Genomic DNA, 17,777 nt, shown 5'->3' on the forward strand with positions numbered 1-17,777 from the left:
TGGTGACTAGTTAACGTTCACTAACGGTACGGAGCGAGGGGGCTCGCAGCCATGGAGCAGGCACCGGCGCTGCACAGTGGCGCCGACCCGGCGTCCGACGCCTGGAAGGCCAATGAGGCAGCGCACCGCGAACTGGCCGCGCGGCTGCGCGAGAAGCTGGCCGTGGCCCGGCTGGGCGGCGGTGAGAGGGCGCGGGCGCGGCACACCGCACGCGGCAAGCTGCTGCCGCGCGACCGGGTGGACACACTCCTGGATCCGGGCTCCCCGTTCCTGGAGCTGGCCCCGCTCGCCGCCGAGGGGATGTACGAGGGCCAGGCCCCGGCGGCGGGGGTGATCGCCGGGATCGGCCGGGTGGCCGGCCGCGAGGTGGTAGTGGTCGCCAATGACGCCACCGTCAAGGGCGGCACGTACTACCCGATGACGGTGAAGAAGCATCTGCGCGCCCAGGAGGTCGCGCTGGAGAACCACCTGCCGTGCGTCTATCTGGTCGACTCCGGCGGCGCCTTCCTCCCCATGCAGGACGAGGTCTTCCCGGACCGCGACCACTTCGGGCGGATCTTCTACAACCAGGCGCGGCTGTCCGGCTCCGGGATTCCGCAGGTCGCGGCGGTGATGGGGTCCTGCACGGCGGGCGGGGCGTATGTCCCGGCGATGAGCGACGAGGCCGTGATCGTGCGCGGGCAGGGCACGATCTTCCTGGGCGGGCCGCCGCTGGTGAAGGCGGCCACCGGGGAGGTCGTCTCGGCGGAGGAGCTGGGCGGTGGCGAGGTCCACTCCCGGGTCTCGGGCGTGACCGACCATCTGGCGGAGGACGACGCCCACGCGCTGCGGATCGTCCGCTCCATCGTCGCCACCCTGCCGCCGTCCGCGATGCGGCAGGGGTCGCCGCCGTGGGCGCTGGAGCCCTCCCAGGAGCCCGCGGTCGACCCGGCGGGGCTGTACGGGGCCGTTCCGGTCGACTCGCGCACGCCGTACGACGTGCGGGAGGTCATCGCGCGGCTGGTGGACGGCTCGCGGTTCGCCGAGTTCAAGGCCGAGTTCGGCACCACGCTGGTCACGGGCTTCGCGCGGATCATGGGCCACCCGGTGGGCATCGTCGCCAACAACGGCATCCTGTTCTCCGAATCGGCCCAGAAGGGCGCCCATTTCATCGAGCTGTGCGACCAGCGCGGCATCCCCCTGGTCTTCCTTCAGAACATCTCGGGATTCATGGTGGGCCGCAGCTATGAGGCGGGCGGTATCGCCAAGCACGGCGCCAAGATGGTCACCGCCGTGGCCTGCACCCGCGTCCCCAAGCTGACGGTCGTGATCGGCGGTTCCTACGGCGCGGGCAACTACTCGATGTGCGGCCGCGCCTATTCGCCGCGCTTCCTGTGGATGTGGCCCAACGCCAAGATCTCGGTGATGGGCGGTGAGCAGGCCGCCTCCGTGCTCGCCACCGTCAAGCGCGACCAGATGGAGGCACGCGGGGAGGAGTGGAGCGCCGAGGAGGAGGAGACGTTCCGGGCCCCGGTCCGCGAGCAGTACGAGGCGCAGGGAAACGCGTATTACGCCACCGCCCGGCTGTGGGACGACGGTGTGATCGACCCCCTGGAGACCCGCACGGTGCTCGGCCTCGCCCTTACGGCCTGCGCCAACGCACCGCTGCCCGGCCGTACGGCCACCGAGCCCGCGGCGCCCGGCTACGGCGTCTTCCGGATGTGAGGGGGATGCACCAGATGAGCCCGACGAGCCCAGTGAGTTCGGCAAGTGGTCCGCGTGCGGCGGGCCCGTCGCCCGCGATGTTCGACACCGTGCTGGTGGCCAACCGCGGTGAGATCGCCGTGCGCGTCATCCGCACCCTGCGGCGGCTGGGCGTGCGCTCCGTCGCCGTCTTCAGCGACGCGGACGCGGACGCCCGCCATGTGCGCGAGGCGGACACGGCGGTGCGGATCGGCCCCGCCCCCGCCGCGGAGAGCTATCTGTCCATCGAGCGGCTGCTGGACGCCGCGGCGCGCACCGGCGCCCAGGCCGTCCACCCCGGCTACGGCTTCCTCGCGGAGAACGGGGCGTTCGCCGCCGCCTGCGCCGACGCGGGCCTGGCCTTCATCGGGCCGCCCGCCGGGGCCATCGAGCTGATGGGCGACAAGATCCGCGCCAAGGAGACCGTGCACACGGCCGGGGTGCCGGTGGTGCCGGGCTCCTCGGGCAGCGGGCTGACGGACGACCAGCTCACCGCCGCCGCCCGGGAGATCGGCATGCCGGTGCTGCTGAAGCCCTCGGCGGGCGGCGGCGGCAAGGGCATGCGGCTGGTCCGCGACGAGGCGCTGCTGGCCGACGAGATCGCGGCCGCCCGGCGCGAGGCGCGCGGGGCGTTCGGCGATGACACGCTGCTGGTGGAGCGCTGGATCGACCGGCCCCGGCATATCGAGATCCAGGTGCTGGCGGACGGCCAGGGGCACGCCGTGCACCTCGGGGAGCGCGAGTGCTCGCTACAGCGCCGCCATCAGAAGATCATCGAAGAGGCGCCCAGCCCGCTGCTGGACGAGGCCACCCGGGCGCGGATGGGCGAGGCCGCCGTGGCCGCCGCGCGGTCGTGCGGCTATGTGGGCGCGGGCACGGTCGAGTTCATCGTGCCGGGCGACGATCCGTCCGCGTACTGCTTCATGGAGATGAACACCCGGCTCCAGGTGGAGCATCCGGTCACCGAGCTGACGGCGTCGGTCGGCGGCCAGGCCGGGCTGGACCTGGTCGAGTGGCAGTTGCGCGTCGCCGCGGGCGAGCCGCTGCCGTTCGGGCAGGACGAGATCGGCTTCAGCGGCCATGCGGTGGAGGCCCGTATCTGCGCCGAGACCGCCCGCGCGGCGGCCGACGGCCGGGTGGACTTCCTGCCCTCGGCCGGCACCGTGCTGGCGCTGGACGAGCCGGCGGGCGAGGGGGTGCGGGTCGACTCCGGGCTCAGCGCGGGCACCGAGGTCGGCACGGTCTACGACCCGATGCTCGCCAAGGTCATCGCCCATGGCCCCGACCGCCCCACCGCCCTGCGCCGGCTGCGCGCCGCCCTCGGCTCCCTGACCGTCCTCGGCGTGGACACCAACACCGGCTTTCTGCGCCGGCTGGCCGCCCACCCCTCGGTCGCCTCGGGCGAGCTCGACACGGGCCTGGTCGACCGCGCGGCGGCCTCACTGATCCCGCCGGCCATACCGGAGGAGATCTACGCGGCGGCGGCCCTGCTGCGCCAGGCGGCGCTGGAGCCCAGCGCTCCGCATGGCGGCGGATCCCGTGGGCGCCCGGAGCCTGGCGGCTCCGGCCCCGGCGGCCCGGCCGCGGACGTTTGGGTCGATCCGTTCTCGGTGCCGACCGGCTGGCGACTCGGCGGCGCACCCGCCTGGACGGTCCACCGTCTGCGCGTGGCGGGCCACCCCCCGGTCACGGTCCGCGTCCGCGGCCGCGCACACGACGCGGAGCTCCTCATCGAGCACCCCGACGGCACCTCGGCGGCAGCCGCGGCGACGGACCGGCCCGGCGGGCCCCAGGGCACGGGCCAGGGCGGAGCGGGGGCGGCGGACACGACCGCCGCGGCGGACCCGCACGCGGCCGTCGACGCGGGCACGGGCACGCCGGCACGGCTCATCGCCCTCGACGAGGGCACCGTGCTGCTGGACCTCGGCGGGGTCACCCACCGCTTCCGGCATGCCGCGCACGGCGCGAGCCACTGGCTGGGGCGGGACGGGGACGCCTGGCGCGTGGTCGGACACGACCCCGTGGAGGAGGCGCTGCGCCCAGGCGCCTCCGCCGCCCACGCCGGGGGGCTGACCGCGCCCATGCCCGGCACCGTCACCGTCGTGAAGGCGGCCGTCGGCGACGAGGTCACCGCGGGTCAGGGCCTGCTGGTGGTCGAGGCGATGAAGATGGAGCACCTCATCTCCGCCCCGCACGACGGCACCGTCACCGAGCTCGAGGTGACCCCCGGCAGCACGGTCGCCATGGACCAGTTGCTGGCCGTGGTCACCCCGCACCAGAGCGAGGAGCGTGAGTGATGACCCTCCCCATGACCGTCCCGGCCCCCGGGCTGCCCGCCCGGGTCCGGATCCATGAGGTGGGCCCGCGGGACGGGCTTCAGAACGAGAAGGCGCTGGTCCCGGTGGCCATCAAGGCCGAGTTCATCCGGCGGCTCGCCGAGGCCGGTCTCACCACCATTGAGGCCACCAGCTTCGTCCATCCGAAGTGGGTGCCCCAACTGGCCGACGCCGAGGAGCTGATGCCGCTGATCGACGACGTGGCCGCCCGGCTCCCCGTGCTCGTGCCCAATGAGCGCGGTCTCGACCGCGCCCTCGCGCTGGGCGCACGCGAGATCGCCGTCTTCGCCAGCGCCACGGAGTCCTTCGCCAAGGCCAATCTCAACCGCACGGTGGACGGCGCGCTGGAGATGTTCGAGCCCGTCGTCGCCAAGGCCGAGGACGCGGGCGTGGCCGTGCGCGGCTATCTGTCGATGTGCTTCGGCGACCCGTGGGAGGGGCAGGTCCCGGTCTCCCAGACCGTCTCGGTCAGCCGCCGCCTGCTGGACATGGGATGCGACGAGATCAGCCTCGGCGACACCATCGGCGTGGCCACCCCCGGCCATGTGCGGGAGCTGCTGGCCGCGCTCAATGAGGCGGGCGTCATGAACGACCGGCTGGCCGTGCACTTCCACGACACCTACGGCCAGGCACTCGCCAACACCCTCGCCGCACTCCAGCACGGCGTGACCACCGTCGACGCCTCCGCCGGTGGCCTCGGCGGCTGCCCGTACGCCAAGAGCGCCACCGGCAATCTGGCCACCGAAGACCTCGTGTGGATGCTCGACGGCCTCGGCATCGAGACCGGGGTCGACATCGGCCGTCTCACCGCCACCAGCGTGTGGATGGCCCGGCATCTGGGCCGGCCCAGCCCGTCCCGCACCGTCCGCGCCCTCTCCCAGAAGGAGACCTGAGCCATGCCGATCGACCACCGACTCTCCCCCGAACACGAGGAACTGCGCCGCACCGTCGAGGCGTTCGCGCATGATGTGGTCGCCCCCAAGATCGGGGAGTACTGGGAGCACCATGAGTTCCCGTACGAGATCGTCCGCGAGATGGGCCGGATGGGCCTGTTCGGCCTGCCCTTCCCGGAGGAGTACGGCGGCATGGGCGGGGACTACTTCGCGCTCTGCCTCGCCCTGGAGGAGCTGGCCCGGGTGGACTCCTCGGTGGCGATCACCCTGGAGGCCGGGGTCTCGCTCGGCGCGATGCCGATCTTCCTCTATGGCACCGAGGAGCAGAAGCGCACCTGGCTGCCGGGGCTCTGCTCCGGGGAGACCCTGGGCGCGTTCGGCCTGACCGAGCCCGGCGGCGGCTCGGACGCGGGCGCCACCCGCACCACGGCCCGGCTGGACGAGGCCACCGGCGAGTGGGTGATCAACGGCACCAAGTGCTTCATCACCAACTCCGGTACGGACATCACCGCGCTGGTCACCGTCACCGCCGTCACCGGCCGCAAGGAGGACGGCCGCCCCGAGATCTCCTCGATCATCGTGCCGTCCGGCACCCCCGGCTTCACCGTGGCCGCCCCCTACTCCAAGGTGGGGTGGAACGCCTCGGACACCCGCGAGCTGTCCTTCGCCGACTGCCGGGTCCCGGCCGCGAATCTGCTGGGCGCCGAGGCCCGGGGCTACGCCCAGTTCCTGCGGATACTGGACGAGGGCCGGATCGCGATCTCCGCCCTGGCCACCGGGCTCGCCCAGGGCTGTGTGGACGAGTCGGTGGCGTACGCCAAGACCCGCGAGGCGTTCGGCCGGACCATCGGCGCCAACCAGGCCATCCAGTTCAAGCTGGCCGATATGGAGATGCGCGCCCATATGGCCCGGGTGGCCTGGCGGGACGCGGCCTCCCGCCTCGTCCTCGGCGAGCCGTTCAAGAAGGAGGCGTCGATCGCGAAGCTCTACTCCTCCGAGATCGCGGTGGACAACGCCCGCGAGGCCACTCAGATCCACGGTGGCTACGGCTTTATGAACGAGTATCCGGTGGCCCGGATGTGGCGCGACTCCAAGATCCTGGAGATCGGCGAGGGCACCAGCGAGGTCCAGCGGATGCTGATCGCGCGAGAGCTCGGCTTCGTGAGCTGAGCCAGAACGGAGCGGGCGGGCGGGTCCCGGAGGCAGCACCCCCGGGACCCGGCCCCCGCACCGGCACCGGCACCAACCGGCACCGGCACCGTGCCGGGAGTGGCTCAGCTCGTGGGCCAGGGGATCTGCGGGGAGTGGTAGTACGTGATGCCCATGGCGTCCCAGCGGGGGCCCTGCGCCGCCACCCGGACCCGGTAGCTTTCCCAGTCATGTGCGCTCGCGGGCGACCAGCCGAGTTCGGCGATGCCGGGCAGGCGCGGGAAGGCCATGTACTCGATATGCGCGCTGGTCTCGAGGGTCTCCGTCCACAGCGGCGCCTCGACACCGAGCACCGAGGACGCCGGGGCGTCCTTGATGTACGTGCCCGGGTCCCAGTCGTACGACTGCTTCGCCTCGACGTACCCGGCCCAGTTCTGCCCCAGCGGCGTATTGGCGTCGTACTTCATGTCCAGATAGGCCCGGTTGGCCGGTGAGAGGATCAACTGGGTGCCCGCCTTGGCCGCATCCGCGACCTCCTTCTCGCTCCCGTCCGTCCCCCAGTACTGGGCGATCGCGCCCTTCGCGGGGTGCGCACCGGTCAGTTGGTGCCAGCCGACCACCGTCTTGCCGTACTTGGCGACCACCGGCTGCACCCGGTCCATGAAGGCCACATAGTCCTCATGGCTGGTGGAATGGGCCTCGTCCCCGCCGATGTGGAGATAGGGGCCGGGGGTGAGCGCGGCGAGCTCCCGGATGACGTCGTCCACGAAGTCGTATGTGACGTCCTTCGGCACGCACAGCGAGCTGAAACCGACCTCGGTGCCGGTGTAGAGCGGCGGGGCGACGCCGTCGCAGTTCAGCTCCGCGTAGGAGGCGAGCGCCGCGTTGGTGTGGCCCGGCATGTCGATCTCGGGGACGACGGTCAGCTCACGGCCGGCCGCGTAGCTCACGATCTCGCGGTAGTCGTCCTTGGTGTAGTAGCCGCCGGGCCCGCCGCCGACCTGGGTGGAGCCGCCGTGCGTGGCCAGCCGCGGCCAGGAGTCGATGGCGATCCGCCACCCCTGGTCGTCCGACAGGTGCAGATGCAGCCTGTTGATCTTGTAGAGGGCGAGCTGGTCGATATAGCGCTTGACCTGATCGACGCCGAAGAAGTGCCGGGAGACATCGAGCATCGCGCCCCGCCAGGCATAGCGCGGCTCGTCGGTGATGGTCCCGGCGGAGATCCGCCAGGGGCCCGCCTGCCGGGTGGTGCGCTCGATGGACGCGGGCAGCAACTGCCGCAGCGTCTGGACGCCGTGGAACAGCCCCGCGGAGGCGCGCGCGGTGACGGTGATCGCGCGGCCGGTCACCTCCAGCCGGTATCCCTCCGCGCCCAGCTTCGGCGCCCCGGCGCCCTTGGGCGTCAGCCGCAACCGGATGCCGTCGCCGCCCGCCCGCGCGGTGACGGGCAGCCGATAGCCGGTGGCGGGCCGCAGCACCGTCGCGAGGTAGTCGGCCACCCGGCGCGCCGAGCGCGCCGAGCCGTCGGAGCCGTCGGAGCCGGACACCCGGATGGGGGTGTCGGGGTGGATCGCGTACGAGCCCGCCGCGGGCCGTACGGACGCGGGCGCGGGCACGACCCGGTCCAGGGGGGTCGGTGCGGCGGCGTCCGGAGCGGCGGACGAGGGGGAGGCCGGAGCGGCGGAGGCGGAGGAGGCCGCGGTCCCCGCCCCGGCCACCACGGTCAGCAGCAGGGAACACAGAAGTCGGGCACGACGTCGTCTCACAGGGGGTCCCTTCAACGAAACGTGGCATCTTGGGTACCGCGACGCCCAGTTGTGGTCAAGGTGTAGACCAATGTGTCGCTGTGGGCCTGTCAGAATTCCCCGCATGGCGGAAATCACCCAGCGCGATGGCGCCTGGAGCTTTGATGGGGAAGCGATCCGGATCGTCCCGGGGCGGGACCGCAGCGTGCACGCCGTACGGCAGGCGCTCGGCGAACTGACGGTCCCCCTGGTGGCCTTGGCCGGTATCGCCTATGAGCCGGGGCGCAAGTCGGGCCGGCTGCGGCTGCGGCTGCGCGAGGGGGCGGACCCGCTGCTCCAGACCACCGGCGGCAAGCTGCCGGACGCCGCCGATCCGTATCAGCTCTCGGTGGAACCGGAGCGCAGGGATCTCGCCGAGTATCTGGTCGACGAGGTCCGCCAGGGCCTGGCCCTGGATCAGGTGCCGTCCGGCCCCTGCGACCACTATGTGCTGCCCGGCCCCTCGGTGCCGGTCTCGGCCTCGGCGGGCGACGCCACGGCCTCGTTCGACGGTGAGCGGATCCGGCTGGACTGGAACTGGAAGACCGAGGAGTCGAAGAAGTCCGGCGGCCCCCGCACGATCCTGCTGCCGGATCTGGAACTGGTGGAGTGGGTCCCGGCGGCCGGGCTGGAGAACGGCTACCTCCGCTTCGTCGTGGCGAAGGCCACGGCGACGGCCGCGCCCAAGTACGACCCGCATGCCGTGGTGCTCTACGGCTTCAAGAAGGATCCGCTGATGGCACTGGTCGCGGCGGCCGTCATCGCGCGGATGCCGCATCCGGGCGCCCCGGCGAAGACGCTCCCCGCCCAGCCGCCCGCCCCGGAGCCGCCCGCGGACGCCCCGCCCACCGGGGGCGACGAGGGTGACGTGGATCACGACGTTCTGCTGCGACGGCTGCGCGAACTCGGCGATCTTCACCAGAGCGGGATCCTCACCGAGTCGGAGTTCACCACCGCCAAACAGGCCGTACTCCGCCGCTTTTCCGGCGCCTGAGCAGCGGGCTCGCGCCGCCGAGGAGCGCTTTTCTCGCCATTGAGACTCACACCTGCCCGATATCGGGCAGGAATGTTGCGAAACACGTCGCCGCATCGCAGTATCAACGGATGCTCGACCGCCGAATGTCCCACGATGACCTGATCGACCACCTGGTCCGCAGTACGCCGCTCAGCCGCGGCGAGGCGGGCCGGGTGGTGCTGGACGTACTGGCGTACTTCGACGAGACGACGGAGGAGTTCGTCCGGCGCCGCCACCGCGAGCTTCAGTCCGGCGGGCTGACCAACGCGGACATCTTCGAGCGGATCACGGCCGAGCTGCCGTACCGCGCGGTGGCCCCGCCCGAACTCTCGCTGCGCCAGTTGCGCCGCATCGTCTACGGCTGACGGCACCGGTCCACGGCACCGGTCCACAACGCCGGTCCACGGCACCGGTCCACGATGGCGGCCGCCACCGCCGGACCCGAGCACGAGCATGCACAAGCGATCAATGGGAGGGCCTGAACACCATGTGCGGAATCGTCGGATACATCGGCAAGCGCGATGTGGCACCGCTGCTGCTGGAGGGGCTCCAGCGCCTGGAGTACCGCGGCTATGACTCCGCGGGCATCGCGATCCAGGGCAAGCCCGCCAAGGGCGCCCAGAGCGCCGGGCTGAAGACCGCCAAGGCCAAGGGCCGGGTCCGCGAGCTCGAGGCCAGGCTTCCCAAGCGGTTCGCGGGCACCACCGGGATCGCCCACACCCGCTGGGCCACCCATGGCGCCCCCAACGACACCAACGCGCATCCGCATCTGGACGCGGACGGCAAGGTCGCCGTCGTCCACAACGGCATCATCGACAACGCCGCCGATCTGCGCGCCAAGCTGGCCGCCGACGGCGTGGAGCTGGCCTCCGACACCGACTCCGAGGCGCTCGCCCATCTCATCGGCCGCTCCCAGGCGCCCACCCTGGAGGAGAAGGTCCGCCACGCGCTCTCGATGGTCGAGGGCACCTACGGCATCGCCGTGCTGCACGCCGACTTCCCGGACCGCATCGTCGTCGCCCGCAACGGCTCGCCGGTGGTGCTGGGCATCGGCGAGAAGGAGATGTTCGTCGCCTCCGACGTCGCCGCGCTGGTCAGCCACACCCGCCAGGTGGTCACCCTGGACGACGGCGAGATGGCCACCCTCAAGGCCGACGACTACCGCACCTACACCACCGAGGGCAGCCGCACCGCCCCCTCCCCCACCACCGTGGAGTGGGAGGCCGAGTCGTACGACATGGGCGGCCACGACACCTATATGCACAAGGAGATCCACGAGCAGGTCGACGCCGTGGACCGGGTGCTGCGCGGCCGGATCGACGACCGGTTCTCCACCGTCCGGCTGGGCGGGCTCAACCTGGACGCCCGCGAGGCGCGCGGGGTGCGCCGGGTCAAGATCCTCGGCTGTGGTTCGGCGTACCACACGGGCCTGATCGGGGCCCAGCTCATCGAGGAGCTGGCACGTATCCCGGCGGACGCGGAGCCCGCGAGCGAGTTCCGCTACCGCAACCCGGTCGTGGACCCGGACACCCTCTACATCGCGGTCAGCCAGTCCGGCGAGACCTACGACACCCTGGCGGCCGTCCAGGAGCTCAAGCGCAAGGGCGCGCGGGTGCTGGGCGTCGTCAACGTCGTGGGCAGCGCCATCGCCCGGGAGACGGACGGCGGGGTGTACGTCCACGCGGGCCCGGAGGTGTGCGTCGTCTCCACCAAGTGCTTCACCAACACCGCCGTCGCCTTCGCGCTGCTCGCCCTCCACCTGGGCCGGATCCGCGATCTCTCGGTCGCCGACGGCAAGCGGATCATCGCCGGGCTGCGCAAGCTGCCCGAGCAGATCGCCGAGGTACTGAGCGGCGAGGAAGAGATCAAAAAGCTCGCCGCGGAATATGCGAACGCAAAGAGCATGATGTTCGTCGGGCGGGTTCGCGGCTACCCGGTGGCGCGCGAGGCGTCCCTGAAGCTGAAGGAGGTCTCCTACGTCCACGCCGAGGCGTACCCGGCCTCCGAGCTCAAGCACGGGCCGCTCGCGCTGATCGAGCCCGAGGTGCCGACGGTGGCGGTGCTGCCGGACGACGACCTGCTGGAGAAGAACCGCGCGACGCTGGAGGAGATCAAGGCCCGCAGCGGCCGGATCCTGGCCGTCGCCCACCGCGAGCAGGAGAAGGCGGACCACACGATCGTGGTACCCCGCAACGAGGTGGAACTCGACCCGATCCTCATGGGCATCCCGCTCCAACTGCTCGCCTACCACACGGCGCTGGCGCTCGGCCGGGACATCGACAAGCCCCGCAACCTCGCCAAGTCGGTGACGGTCGAATAGCCCCGAACCCCCGCGCGACCTCGGCGAATCCCGCCGCGGACCCCTTGGCGGTCCCCCGCGTGTGCCACCACGCACGCGGGGGCCGCCTCCCCTTCACCGGCGTCGCCCTATTACGCCGGCGGCTGGCCGACGCGCGGGAACCGTCACTTCCCGCGCGTCGGCACGACCGAACGGTTTGTACCCCTCACAAACGCACAATCCACCTCTACGCGCGGGTAGGTTTGTCCGTTGTCAAGATGGACTTGACGCCATCTCACCTGCGGTCAAGGGGAGTTGGGGGTGTCCGGTTCCAGGCACCCGGGCCAAGTCGTGCCGACGGCAGAGGTTTTGGGCTGAACAATCGCGCTTGACAGGCATGCGCCGGGGCACGGCGGGCGAGGGCACGGGGACTTGGCGGAGCCGGGAAGGCCCGGAGAAGCCGCTCAGGGGCGCTTGGGCGCGCTCGGGGCCATGCTGGAGCGCGTGGAGCGCATGGAGCGCTCTGAGGCGCCAGGAGGCACCCAGAGGCCCCGGTGACGCTCAGGAGATGCTCAGCGGGCGCCCGGGCAACACCCAGCGGATGCTCAGGGGATGCCCCGGAGGCTCAGGGGATGCCCCAGCGGACGTCGAGGGACACCCGGCCGACGTCGAGGGACGCCCAGCCGACGGCAGGCGATGCCCAGGCCATGCTCAGCCGACGGCAGGCCATGCCCAGCCGATGCTCAGGGGATGACGATGACGGGCCGCTGCGCCCGCCGTGCGAGCCGCCCCGCGACCGAGCCGAAGATCCGCCCCACCAGCCCGTGCGTGGAGCCCACCACAATGGCGTCGGCCGCGTACTCCCGGCCGACCTCCTCCAGCTCATGGCAGATGTCCCCGCCGCGCTCGACGAGGATCCAGGGCACCTCGGAGAGATGATCGGCGCAGGCCAGCTCGAGCCCCAGCACCTCGGTGCGGTGATCGGGGACATCGACGAAGACCGGCGGCTCACAGCCCGCCCACACCGTCGTCGGCAGCCGGTTGGCCACGTGGACGATGATCAGCCCTGAGCCTGAGCGCCGGGCCATGCCGATCGCGTAGGCGAGGGCGCGTTCGCTCGACGTGGAGCCGTCGAATCCCACCACAACACCGTGCTGGAACGCTGGATCGCAGGAATGACGTGTTTCTTCCGCCGCTTCGGGGGTCGCCATGTGATCGGCGACCCGCTTGCGGTCCGCGGGTTCGGGGATTTCGTGACCGGCCATCGGTGTCTCGGCGAAGGATGTCCTCGTGCGGAGGGATCGGCGGGGGCTCAGGTTGGGGGTTGTCGGGGGACTTGAGCTCCGCTGGAGCTCGGGGACGATCTCGAGGGGTCGAAATCCGTCCGGGATTCATCTTTCCAAGCCCTTACCCCCAAGGGTACGGCGGCATTCACCACCTGCCCAGAGGTAGCCACGGGAGCGGAGCCGCCCGAAGCGTTCCCCGGAGCATGCCGGAGGGCGGCCCGTAACGCAATGCCCCAAGTGGTCCCCACCAAGCCCGAGCCCAGGCCCGGTACCCGGCCCGGCCGGACCGCCGCGGCAGGCCGCGCGACCGCCCGGCAGTGACCTGGGGGCGGGCCGGGCGTTGTAGTAGCGGCAGCCGGTGCGGCGGCCCCGGCCCGACCCGCTCACCTGCCCGGATCCCCGGCCCGCCGCCCCTCCCCACCCCCGCGCGGAGCGCCCTGCCGATATCTCGCCGGCCGCTCGAGAGGAGCCTTGCCCGTGTCCGTCGCCCGCGAGTACGACGCCCCCGGCGGCATCCCCGGCGACACGGCCGGGACACCCGGACGGCCCCATATCCCAAGCCCCGCTCGAGCCCCGGTCCAGGCCACCGCTAGCGACGCGGTGAGCGAGGTGATCCGCTGGGCGGCCTTTGGCTGTGCCGTGGTCCCCGTCGTCCTGCTCATGTGCGGATTACCCGTCGGCGGCGCCCTGGCAGCCGGTGCGGGCCTCGCCGCCGTGACGGCCGCCAGCCGCGCCCTGCTGCGCCATTCCGAGCGCACCGCGGCCCGGCTGGACGCGGACGGCGCCAGCCCGCACCGGGGCCGCCACGGCCGTACGGGGATCGGCGCGCACCGGGGCGGCCGCCGCGTCTGAGGACGCGCGAAGGGACCGGGCCGGGGACGCGGTCCGTAGCGCTCCGTACACTCAGCGCTGATGGAGCGCCGCTGGAGCGTCGCTCAAGCCCTCAGGGTGTACGAGCCGGCCGTACGCCGGTCGCATGACGCATGCGTACGCATGCGCCCGCTTGTTTTAAGCCAACTTCGGGCCACACTTCTTCCCTTGGCAAACGACGTGCTCAACACCCGTCCGGCCAGCGTGGAAAGGGGTCCGGGGCGCACGTACCCCCTACGGGAAGTGGGTGTCCGCACAAGGCGTACTTCACAGCGAGGGCTACGAGTGCAACGCTTCGTGATCGAATGCTTCGCGCCAAGTTCCCATGTCGACATAGTGGCGGGTGGTGAACTGGTCACGGCGACCACACGCGACACAGTAGATTCGATCTTGGCCATGACCGGCGGGGGAACCGTTCAGGACCGAGGGGAAACGTGCAGGACCGAGAGGACGCGACCACCGAGGGGGGCTTAGTGCCATGAGCCAGGACTCCACGACCGTACCGGAGACCTCGCGCAAGCTCTCCGGACGCCGGCGACGAGAAATCGTCGCGGTGCTGCTGTTCAGCGGCGGCCCCATCTTCGAAAGCTCCATCCCGCTCTCCGTCTTCGGTATCGACCGGCAGGACGCCGGAGTCCCTCGGTACCGATTGCTGGTGTGCGCGGGCGAAGATGTGCCACTGCGAACGACTGGCGGACTGGAACTGACCGCACCATACGGCCTGGAGGCACTCTCCCGGGCCGGCACCGTCGTCGTACCGGCCTGGCGGTCGATAACCCAGCCGCCACCGGCCGCCGCGCTCGACGCGCTGCGCCGCGCGCACGAGGAGGGCGCGCGGATCGTGGGCCTGTGCACCGGGGCCTTCGTACTGGCCGCCGCCGGGCTGCTGGACGGCCGCCCGGCGACCACCCACTGGATGTACGCACCGACGCTCGCCAAGCGCTATCCGTCGGTCCATGTGGACCCCCGCGAGCTCTTCGTCGACGACGGTGACGTACTGACCTCGGCGGGCACCGCCGCCGGGATCGATCTGTGCCTGCACATCGTGCGCACCGACCACGGCGCGGACGCCGCCGGCGCCCTCGCCCGGCGCCTGGTCGTCCCGCCACGCCGCAGCGGAGGGCAGGAGCGCTATCTGGACAGGTCGTTACCAGAGGAGATCGGGGCGGACCCGCTCGCCGAGGTGGTGGCGTGGGCGCTCGAGCATCTGCATGAGCAGTTCGACGTCGAGGCCCTGGCGGCGCGCGCCTATATGAGCCGCAGAACCTTCGACCGCAGGTTCCGCTCGCTCACTGGGAGCGCTCCACTCCAGTGGCTGATCACCCAGCGGGTGCTCCAGGCGCAGCGGCTTCTGGAGACCTCCGACTATTCGGTCGACGAGGTCGCCGGCCGCTGCGGCTTCCGTTCGCCGGTCGCGCTGCGCGGGCACTTCCGGCGGCAGCTCGGGTCCTCCCCGGCCGCCTACCGGGCCGCGTACCGCGCCCGCAGGCCCCAGGGCGGGCCGGCGGATCGTACGGACCGGCCCGACCGCCTGGAGCGGCTGGAGCGGGCCGACCGGCCCGACCGCGCCGAGGTGATCGAGCCCCGCTCGGGCGACCACTCCCTGCCGCTGCGGCGACAGGGCGCGCCCGGCGGTCCCACCGGTCACTCGGGGCACCCTCCGCACCACCATCACGCTCCGCATCCGGACCCTGGCAAACCGGAGTCGGACGCCTACGCCCCACGCCTGCCCGAACAGGCCACGGGCCGCGCTCCGGGCCGTCCGTCCCTGCCCGGCCAGCGGGAACGCCCCGTAGGGTGAGACGTATGAACGATCGCATGGTGTGGATCGACTGCGAGATGACCGGGCTCTCGCTGGCGAACGACGCGCTTATCGAGGTGGCCGCGCTGGTCACGGACTCCGAGCTGAACATCCAGGGCGAGGGAGTGGACATCGTTGTCCGGCCCCCCGCAGAAGCGCTGGTCACCATGCCCGAGGTGGTGCGCGACATGCACACCACCTCCGGCCTGCTCGCCGAGCTCGAGGGCGGGACCACGCTCGAAGATGCCCAGGACCAGGTCCTGGCCTACATCCGCGAGCACGTCCCCGAGGCCGGCAAGGCCCCGCTGTGCGGAAACTCGGTCGGCACCGACCGGGGCTTCCTCCTCCGGGACATGCCGACGCTCGAGAGCTACCTCCACTACCGGATCGTCGACGTCTCCTCGATCAAGGAGCTGGCCCGCCGCTGGTATCCGCGGGCCTACTTCAACAGCCCCAAGAAGAACGGCAACCACCGCGCGCTCGCGGACATCCACGAGTCCATCGCCGAGCTGCGCTACTACCGTGAAGCGATCTTCGTCCCCGCGCCCGGCCCGGACTCGGACACGGCGAAGACCATCGCGGCCAAGCACGTCCTGCCCGCCCGGCAGACCTGACCCGGGCCGGCCCGACCCGGTGCTCGCTCCCGACACCCCGAAAGCCGGGAGCGAGCACCCCTTCGGACCCTGTACACTTTTTCTCGGCCGGTGCGGAAAGCGCCGGTCATGGTGGGTATAGCTCAGTTGGTAGAGCACCTGGTTGTGGTCCAGGATGTCGCGGGTTCGAGTCCCGTTACTCACCCTTTTCGAAGAGGCCGCTGACCTGTGAGAACGGGACAGCGGCCTCTTTCTCGTATTCTCCCCGCTTCTCCCCGACTTCTCCCGACTCCCGGATGACGGCGGCGGAACGAAGTGCCTGGTGCGCCCGAACAGTGGCAGGTTCGCCTTCTGGTCAGGGCCAGGCCGTGCGGCGTGTCGGTGTCCCGCGCCCGATGCCGTGGACGGGTGGTCGGAGATGGGATTCGAATCGCCCATACAACCCTAGGCATGTGATCTCGGATGTACAGGGAGATACCGGCACATAGCGTGGACGCGGTCATCGCTAGTTCGGCTCATGTGCACTTCAGGAGGTCTTCGTGTCAGATATCGCGGTACAGGGAACGCCGGAACGGGGAATCACCGGGCGATGTGACGGCGGTGAGCGCTCGCGGGGGAGGGTCGTGCGGGCCTGGGTGGGATTGGCGGTGCTCGTGGGCCTGACGGTCCCGCTCGCCGTGGCATCGCCCGCCGCCGCGTATGACGACCCTGCCCACGCCTACGTCACCAACATCGACGACGACAGTGTGTCGGTGATCGACACCAGAACCAACACCGTCACCACCACCATCCCCGTCGGCGACGCACCCAACGGTGTCGCCATCACCCCGCAAACCGTCGCCAAACCGAAGTCGCCAAACAGCTCAACTTCATCCTGAATGACCGCAGTCGGTCGATCCTGAGCAGCGAAACCCGGCGCCCCGAGATCCCTGACGCGGAGGGCGGCGAACGTACAGCGCGAAGGAGCCCGGCAAGGTGCCGGGCTCCTCTGCTATCGCGGTACCCCACTGGGCTTCCCCGCCGGCCGGGGGCGGGCCGCTCCCACCACCGGCTACCGCTGGGAACCCTGGTCAACCGTCACCGCTGGTCCGGTTCACGCTTCGGCGCCGGTTCTTCCGGGAGCGCCGCAACAGCTCCCCCACGGCAAGCGTCACGGTCGCCACGACGCGGGCCCAGCGGGGCCCGCCGCGCTCCGCCCACACCACACACGCGCATCCGCCGATGGCAAGTGCCAAGGCGCCGAGCAGCACCAGAACAGTCATGTTCCCGCCCTTGCATTCGTTCTTACGGTCCTCGTGACCGTTTCACCGGGGAGAGACGTGGCCGAGTTGGGCCGGGTTGCAGGAAGCGAGGAACCATGGAGGTCCTTCTTGGCGTGGCGCATGATGGGGGCGGTCGTCCCGTCGGAAGTGAGGTGTGGCGTCCCGATGAAGCGCAAGACCAGAATTCTCCTGGCGGGCCTGGCCTCCGTCGGCGGTGCCGCCGTCGGCGCGGGCATGTTGCACAACCGGCGGCCCGATCGTAGGGAACGCCTTCACGTCACGGTCTACAGCGAGCCCGGCTACATGGGCCACAACAAGACGCTGACCTGGACCGGCGGGCAGCGCGAGGTCGTCCCGCTCAGCCGGATGGAGCTGCCGCGCATCGGCTCGATCAGGCTGGTGCGGCTCGTCTACCGCTTCCAGCCCGATGTACGGCTGCCGAACCCGTACTTCCTGTGGCGCGCCCTCACCGAGCGCCCGGACTCCACGGCTCCCGAAGCGGGCATAGTCAGTTTCATCGCCATGCACCAGCTCGCCGGGATGTTTTCGGTGGGCTTGTGGGAGCCGGTCCGCGAGTCCGAGGCGCGGTCGGGGGTACGGCTCTGGGCCGGGCGCCCCGCGCATGACTCAGGGGGCCGTTCCGATAAGGCGGCCTCCGGCGGCTCGCGCTGGCACGACGTCCTGGCCAACGCGCCCGACCTCGGCCCCTGGAGCACCCGCGCCCGCTACCTCGAACTCGGCTATCACGGGGGAAGCGGCGCCCGCCGCTGACCGGCCGCCTGCCCTAG

General features: G+C 71.3%; 15 protein-coding genes and 1 tRNA gene. 13 read left to right on the forward strand and 3 right to left on the reverse strand.

The window, feature by feature from the left end:
* Positions 1 to 51: 51 nt before the first annotated feature.
* From ACK1X7_RS18820 to ACK1X7_RS18835, 4 genes are all read left to right on the forward strand, one after another.
* The gene (locus tag ACK1X7_RS18820) at positions 52 to 1,704 is read left to right on the forward strand and encodes a carboxyl transferase domain-containing protein (RefSeq protein ID WP_351889157.1); all 1,653 of its coding nucleotides are present in this window, start codon (positions 52 to 54) and stop codon (positions 1,702 to 1,704) included.
* 77 nt (positions 1,705 to 1,781) lie between these two features.
* Complete coding sequence (locus ACK1X7_RS18825) at positions 1,782 to 4,019, forward strand: acetyl/propionyl/methylcrotonyl-CoA carboxylase subunit alpha (RefSeq protein WP_385150263.1); 2,238 nt, start codon at positions 1,782 to 1,784, stop codon at positions 4,017 to 4,019.
* Positions 4,019 to 4,951 (forward strand): hydroxymethylglutaryl-CoA lyase, encoded by a 933-nt coding sequence (locus ACK1X7_RS18830; protein WP_385150260.1) that lies wholly within the window; start codon positions 4,019 to 4,021, stop codon positions 4,949 to 4,951. Before ACK1X7_RS18825 ends, ACK1X7_RS18830 begins: the two co-directional genes overlap by 1 nt.
* A 3-nt stretch (positions 4,952 to 4,954) precedes the next feature.
* Positions 4,955 to 6,121 carry an acyl-CoA dehydrogenase family protein gene (locus ACK1X7_RS18835; RefSeq protein WP_385150257.1) on the forward strand — a complete coding sequence of 389 codons (1,167 nt, stop codon included), beginning with the start codon at positions 4,955 to 4,957 and terminating at the stop codon, positions 6,119 to 6,121.
* A gap of 104 nt (positions 6,122 to 6,225) precedes the next feature.
* Here ACK1X7_RS18835 and ACK1X7_RS18840 read toward each other — a convergent pair whose 3' ends face one another.
* Complete coding sequence (locus ACK1X7_RS18840) at positions 6,226 to 7,866, reverse strand: beta-N-acetylhexosaminidase (protein ID WP_385150254.1); 1,641 nt, start codon at positions 7,864 to 7,866, stop codon at positions 6,226 to 6,228.
* Positions 7,867 to 7,969: 103 nt separating this feature from the next.
* Between ACK1X7_RS18840 and ACK1X7_RS18845 the strand changes: the two genes are divergently transcribed.
* From ACK1X7_RS18845 to glmS, 3 genes are all read left to right on the forward strand, one after another.
* Positions 7,970 to 8,878, forward strand: a complete 909-nt coding sequence (locus ACK1X7_RS18845; protein ID WP_413115382.1) for a DUF4429 domain-containing protein — start codon at positions 7,970 to 7,972, stop codon at positions 8,876 to 8,878.
* Between the two features lie 110 nt (positions 8,879 to 8,988).
* Positions 8,989 to 9,264 (forward strand): hypothetical protein, encoded by a 276-nt coding sequence (locus ACK1X7_RS18850; protein WP_037953108.1) that lies wholly within the window; start codon positions 8,989 to 8,991, stop codon positions 9,262 to 9,264.
* Between the two features lie 122 nt (positions 9,265 to 9,386).
* Positions 9,387 to 11,219 (forward strand): glutamine--fructose-6-phosphate transaminase (isomerizing), encoded by a 1,833-nt coding sequence (gene glmS, locus ACK1X7_RS18855; RefSeq protein WP_014060892.1) that lies wholly within the window; start codon positions 9,387 to 9,389, stop codon positions 11,217 to 11,219.
* A 701-nt stretch (positions 11,220 to 11,920) separates the two neighbouring features.
* On the opposite strand, the gene ACK1X7_RS18860 is transcribed toward glmS, so the two are convergent.
* Positions 11,921 to 12,442, reverse strand: coding sequence for a universal stress protein (locus ACK1X7_RS18860; protein WP_093462001.1), 522 nt, complete (start codon positions 12,440 to 12,442; stop codon positions 11,921 to 11,923).
* A gap of 498 nt (positions 12,443 to 12,940) precedes the next feature.
* Between ACK1X7_RS18860 and ACK1X7_RS18865 the strand changes: the two genes are divergently transcribed.
* The 5 genes from ACK1X7_RS18865 (at position 12,941) to ACK1X7_RS18885 (ending at position 16,605) form a co-directional block, all read left to right on the forward strand.
* On the forward strand, positions 12,941 to 13,315 hold the full coding sequence (locus ACK1X7_RS18865; RefSeq protein ID WP_385150248.1) for a hypothetical protein: 375 nt from the start codon (positions 12,941 to 12,943) through the stop codon (positions 13,313 to 13,315).
* Between the two features lie 496 nt (positions 13,316 to 13,811).
* Positions 13,812 to 15,134 (forward strand): helix-turn-helix domain-containing protein, encoded by a 1,323-nt coding sequence (locus ACK1X7_RS18870; RefSeq protein ID WP_385150245.1) that lies wholly within the window; start codon positions 13,812 to 13,814, stop codon positions 15,132 to 15,134.
* 5 nt (positions 15,135 to 15,139) lie between these two features.
* Entirely contained in the window at positions 15,140 to 15,748 is a 609-nt protein-coding gene (gene orn, locus ACK1X7_RS18875; protein WP_078641577.1) for an oligoribonuclease, read from the forward strand.
* Positions 15,749 to 15,859: 111 nt separating this feature from the next.
* A tRNA-His gene (locus ACK1X7_RS18880) sits at positions 15,860 to 15,932 on the forward strand.
* A 334-nt stretch (positions 15,933 to 16,266) separates the two neighbouring features.
* Positions 16,267 to 16,605: a hypothetical protein gene (locus ACK1X7_RS18885; protein WP_385154981.1), complete on the forward strand. Its 339-nt coding sequence runs from the start codon at positions 16,267 to 16,269 to the stop codon at positions 16,603 to 16,605.
* 192 nt (positions 16,606 to 16,797) lie between these two features.
* On the opposite strand, the gene ACK1X7_RS18890 is transcribed toward ACK1X7_RS18885, so the two are convergent.
* Positions 16,798 to 16,989 (reverse strand): hypothetical protein, encoded by a 192-nt coding sequence (locus ACK1X7_RS18890; RefSeq protein ID WP_390793569.1) that lies wholly within the window; start codon positions 16,987 to 16,989, stop codon positions 16,798 to 16,800.
* 165 nt (positions 16,990 to 17,154) lie between these two features.
* On the opposite strand from ACK1X7_RS18890, the gene ACK1X7_RS18895 reads away from it, so the two are divergent.
* Positions 17,155 to 17,760 carry a hypothetical protein gene (locus ACK1X7_RS18895; RefSeq protein WP_385154975.1) on the forward strand — a complete coding sequence of 202 codons (606 nt, stop codon included), beginning with the start codon at positions 17,155 to 17,157 and terminating at the stop codon, positions 17,758 to 17,760.
* Positions 17,761 to 17,777: the final 17 nt, after the last annotated feature.

Origin of the sequence: Streptomyces sp. CY-1 (assembly GCF_047218265.1) — a bacterium.
In the GTDB taxonomy this organism is placed as follows: domain Bacteria; phylum Actinomycetota; class Actinomycetes; order Streptomycetales; family Streptomycetaceae; genus Streptomyces; species Streptomyces niphimycinicus.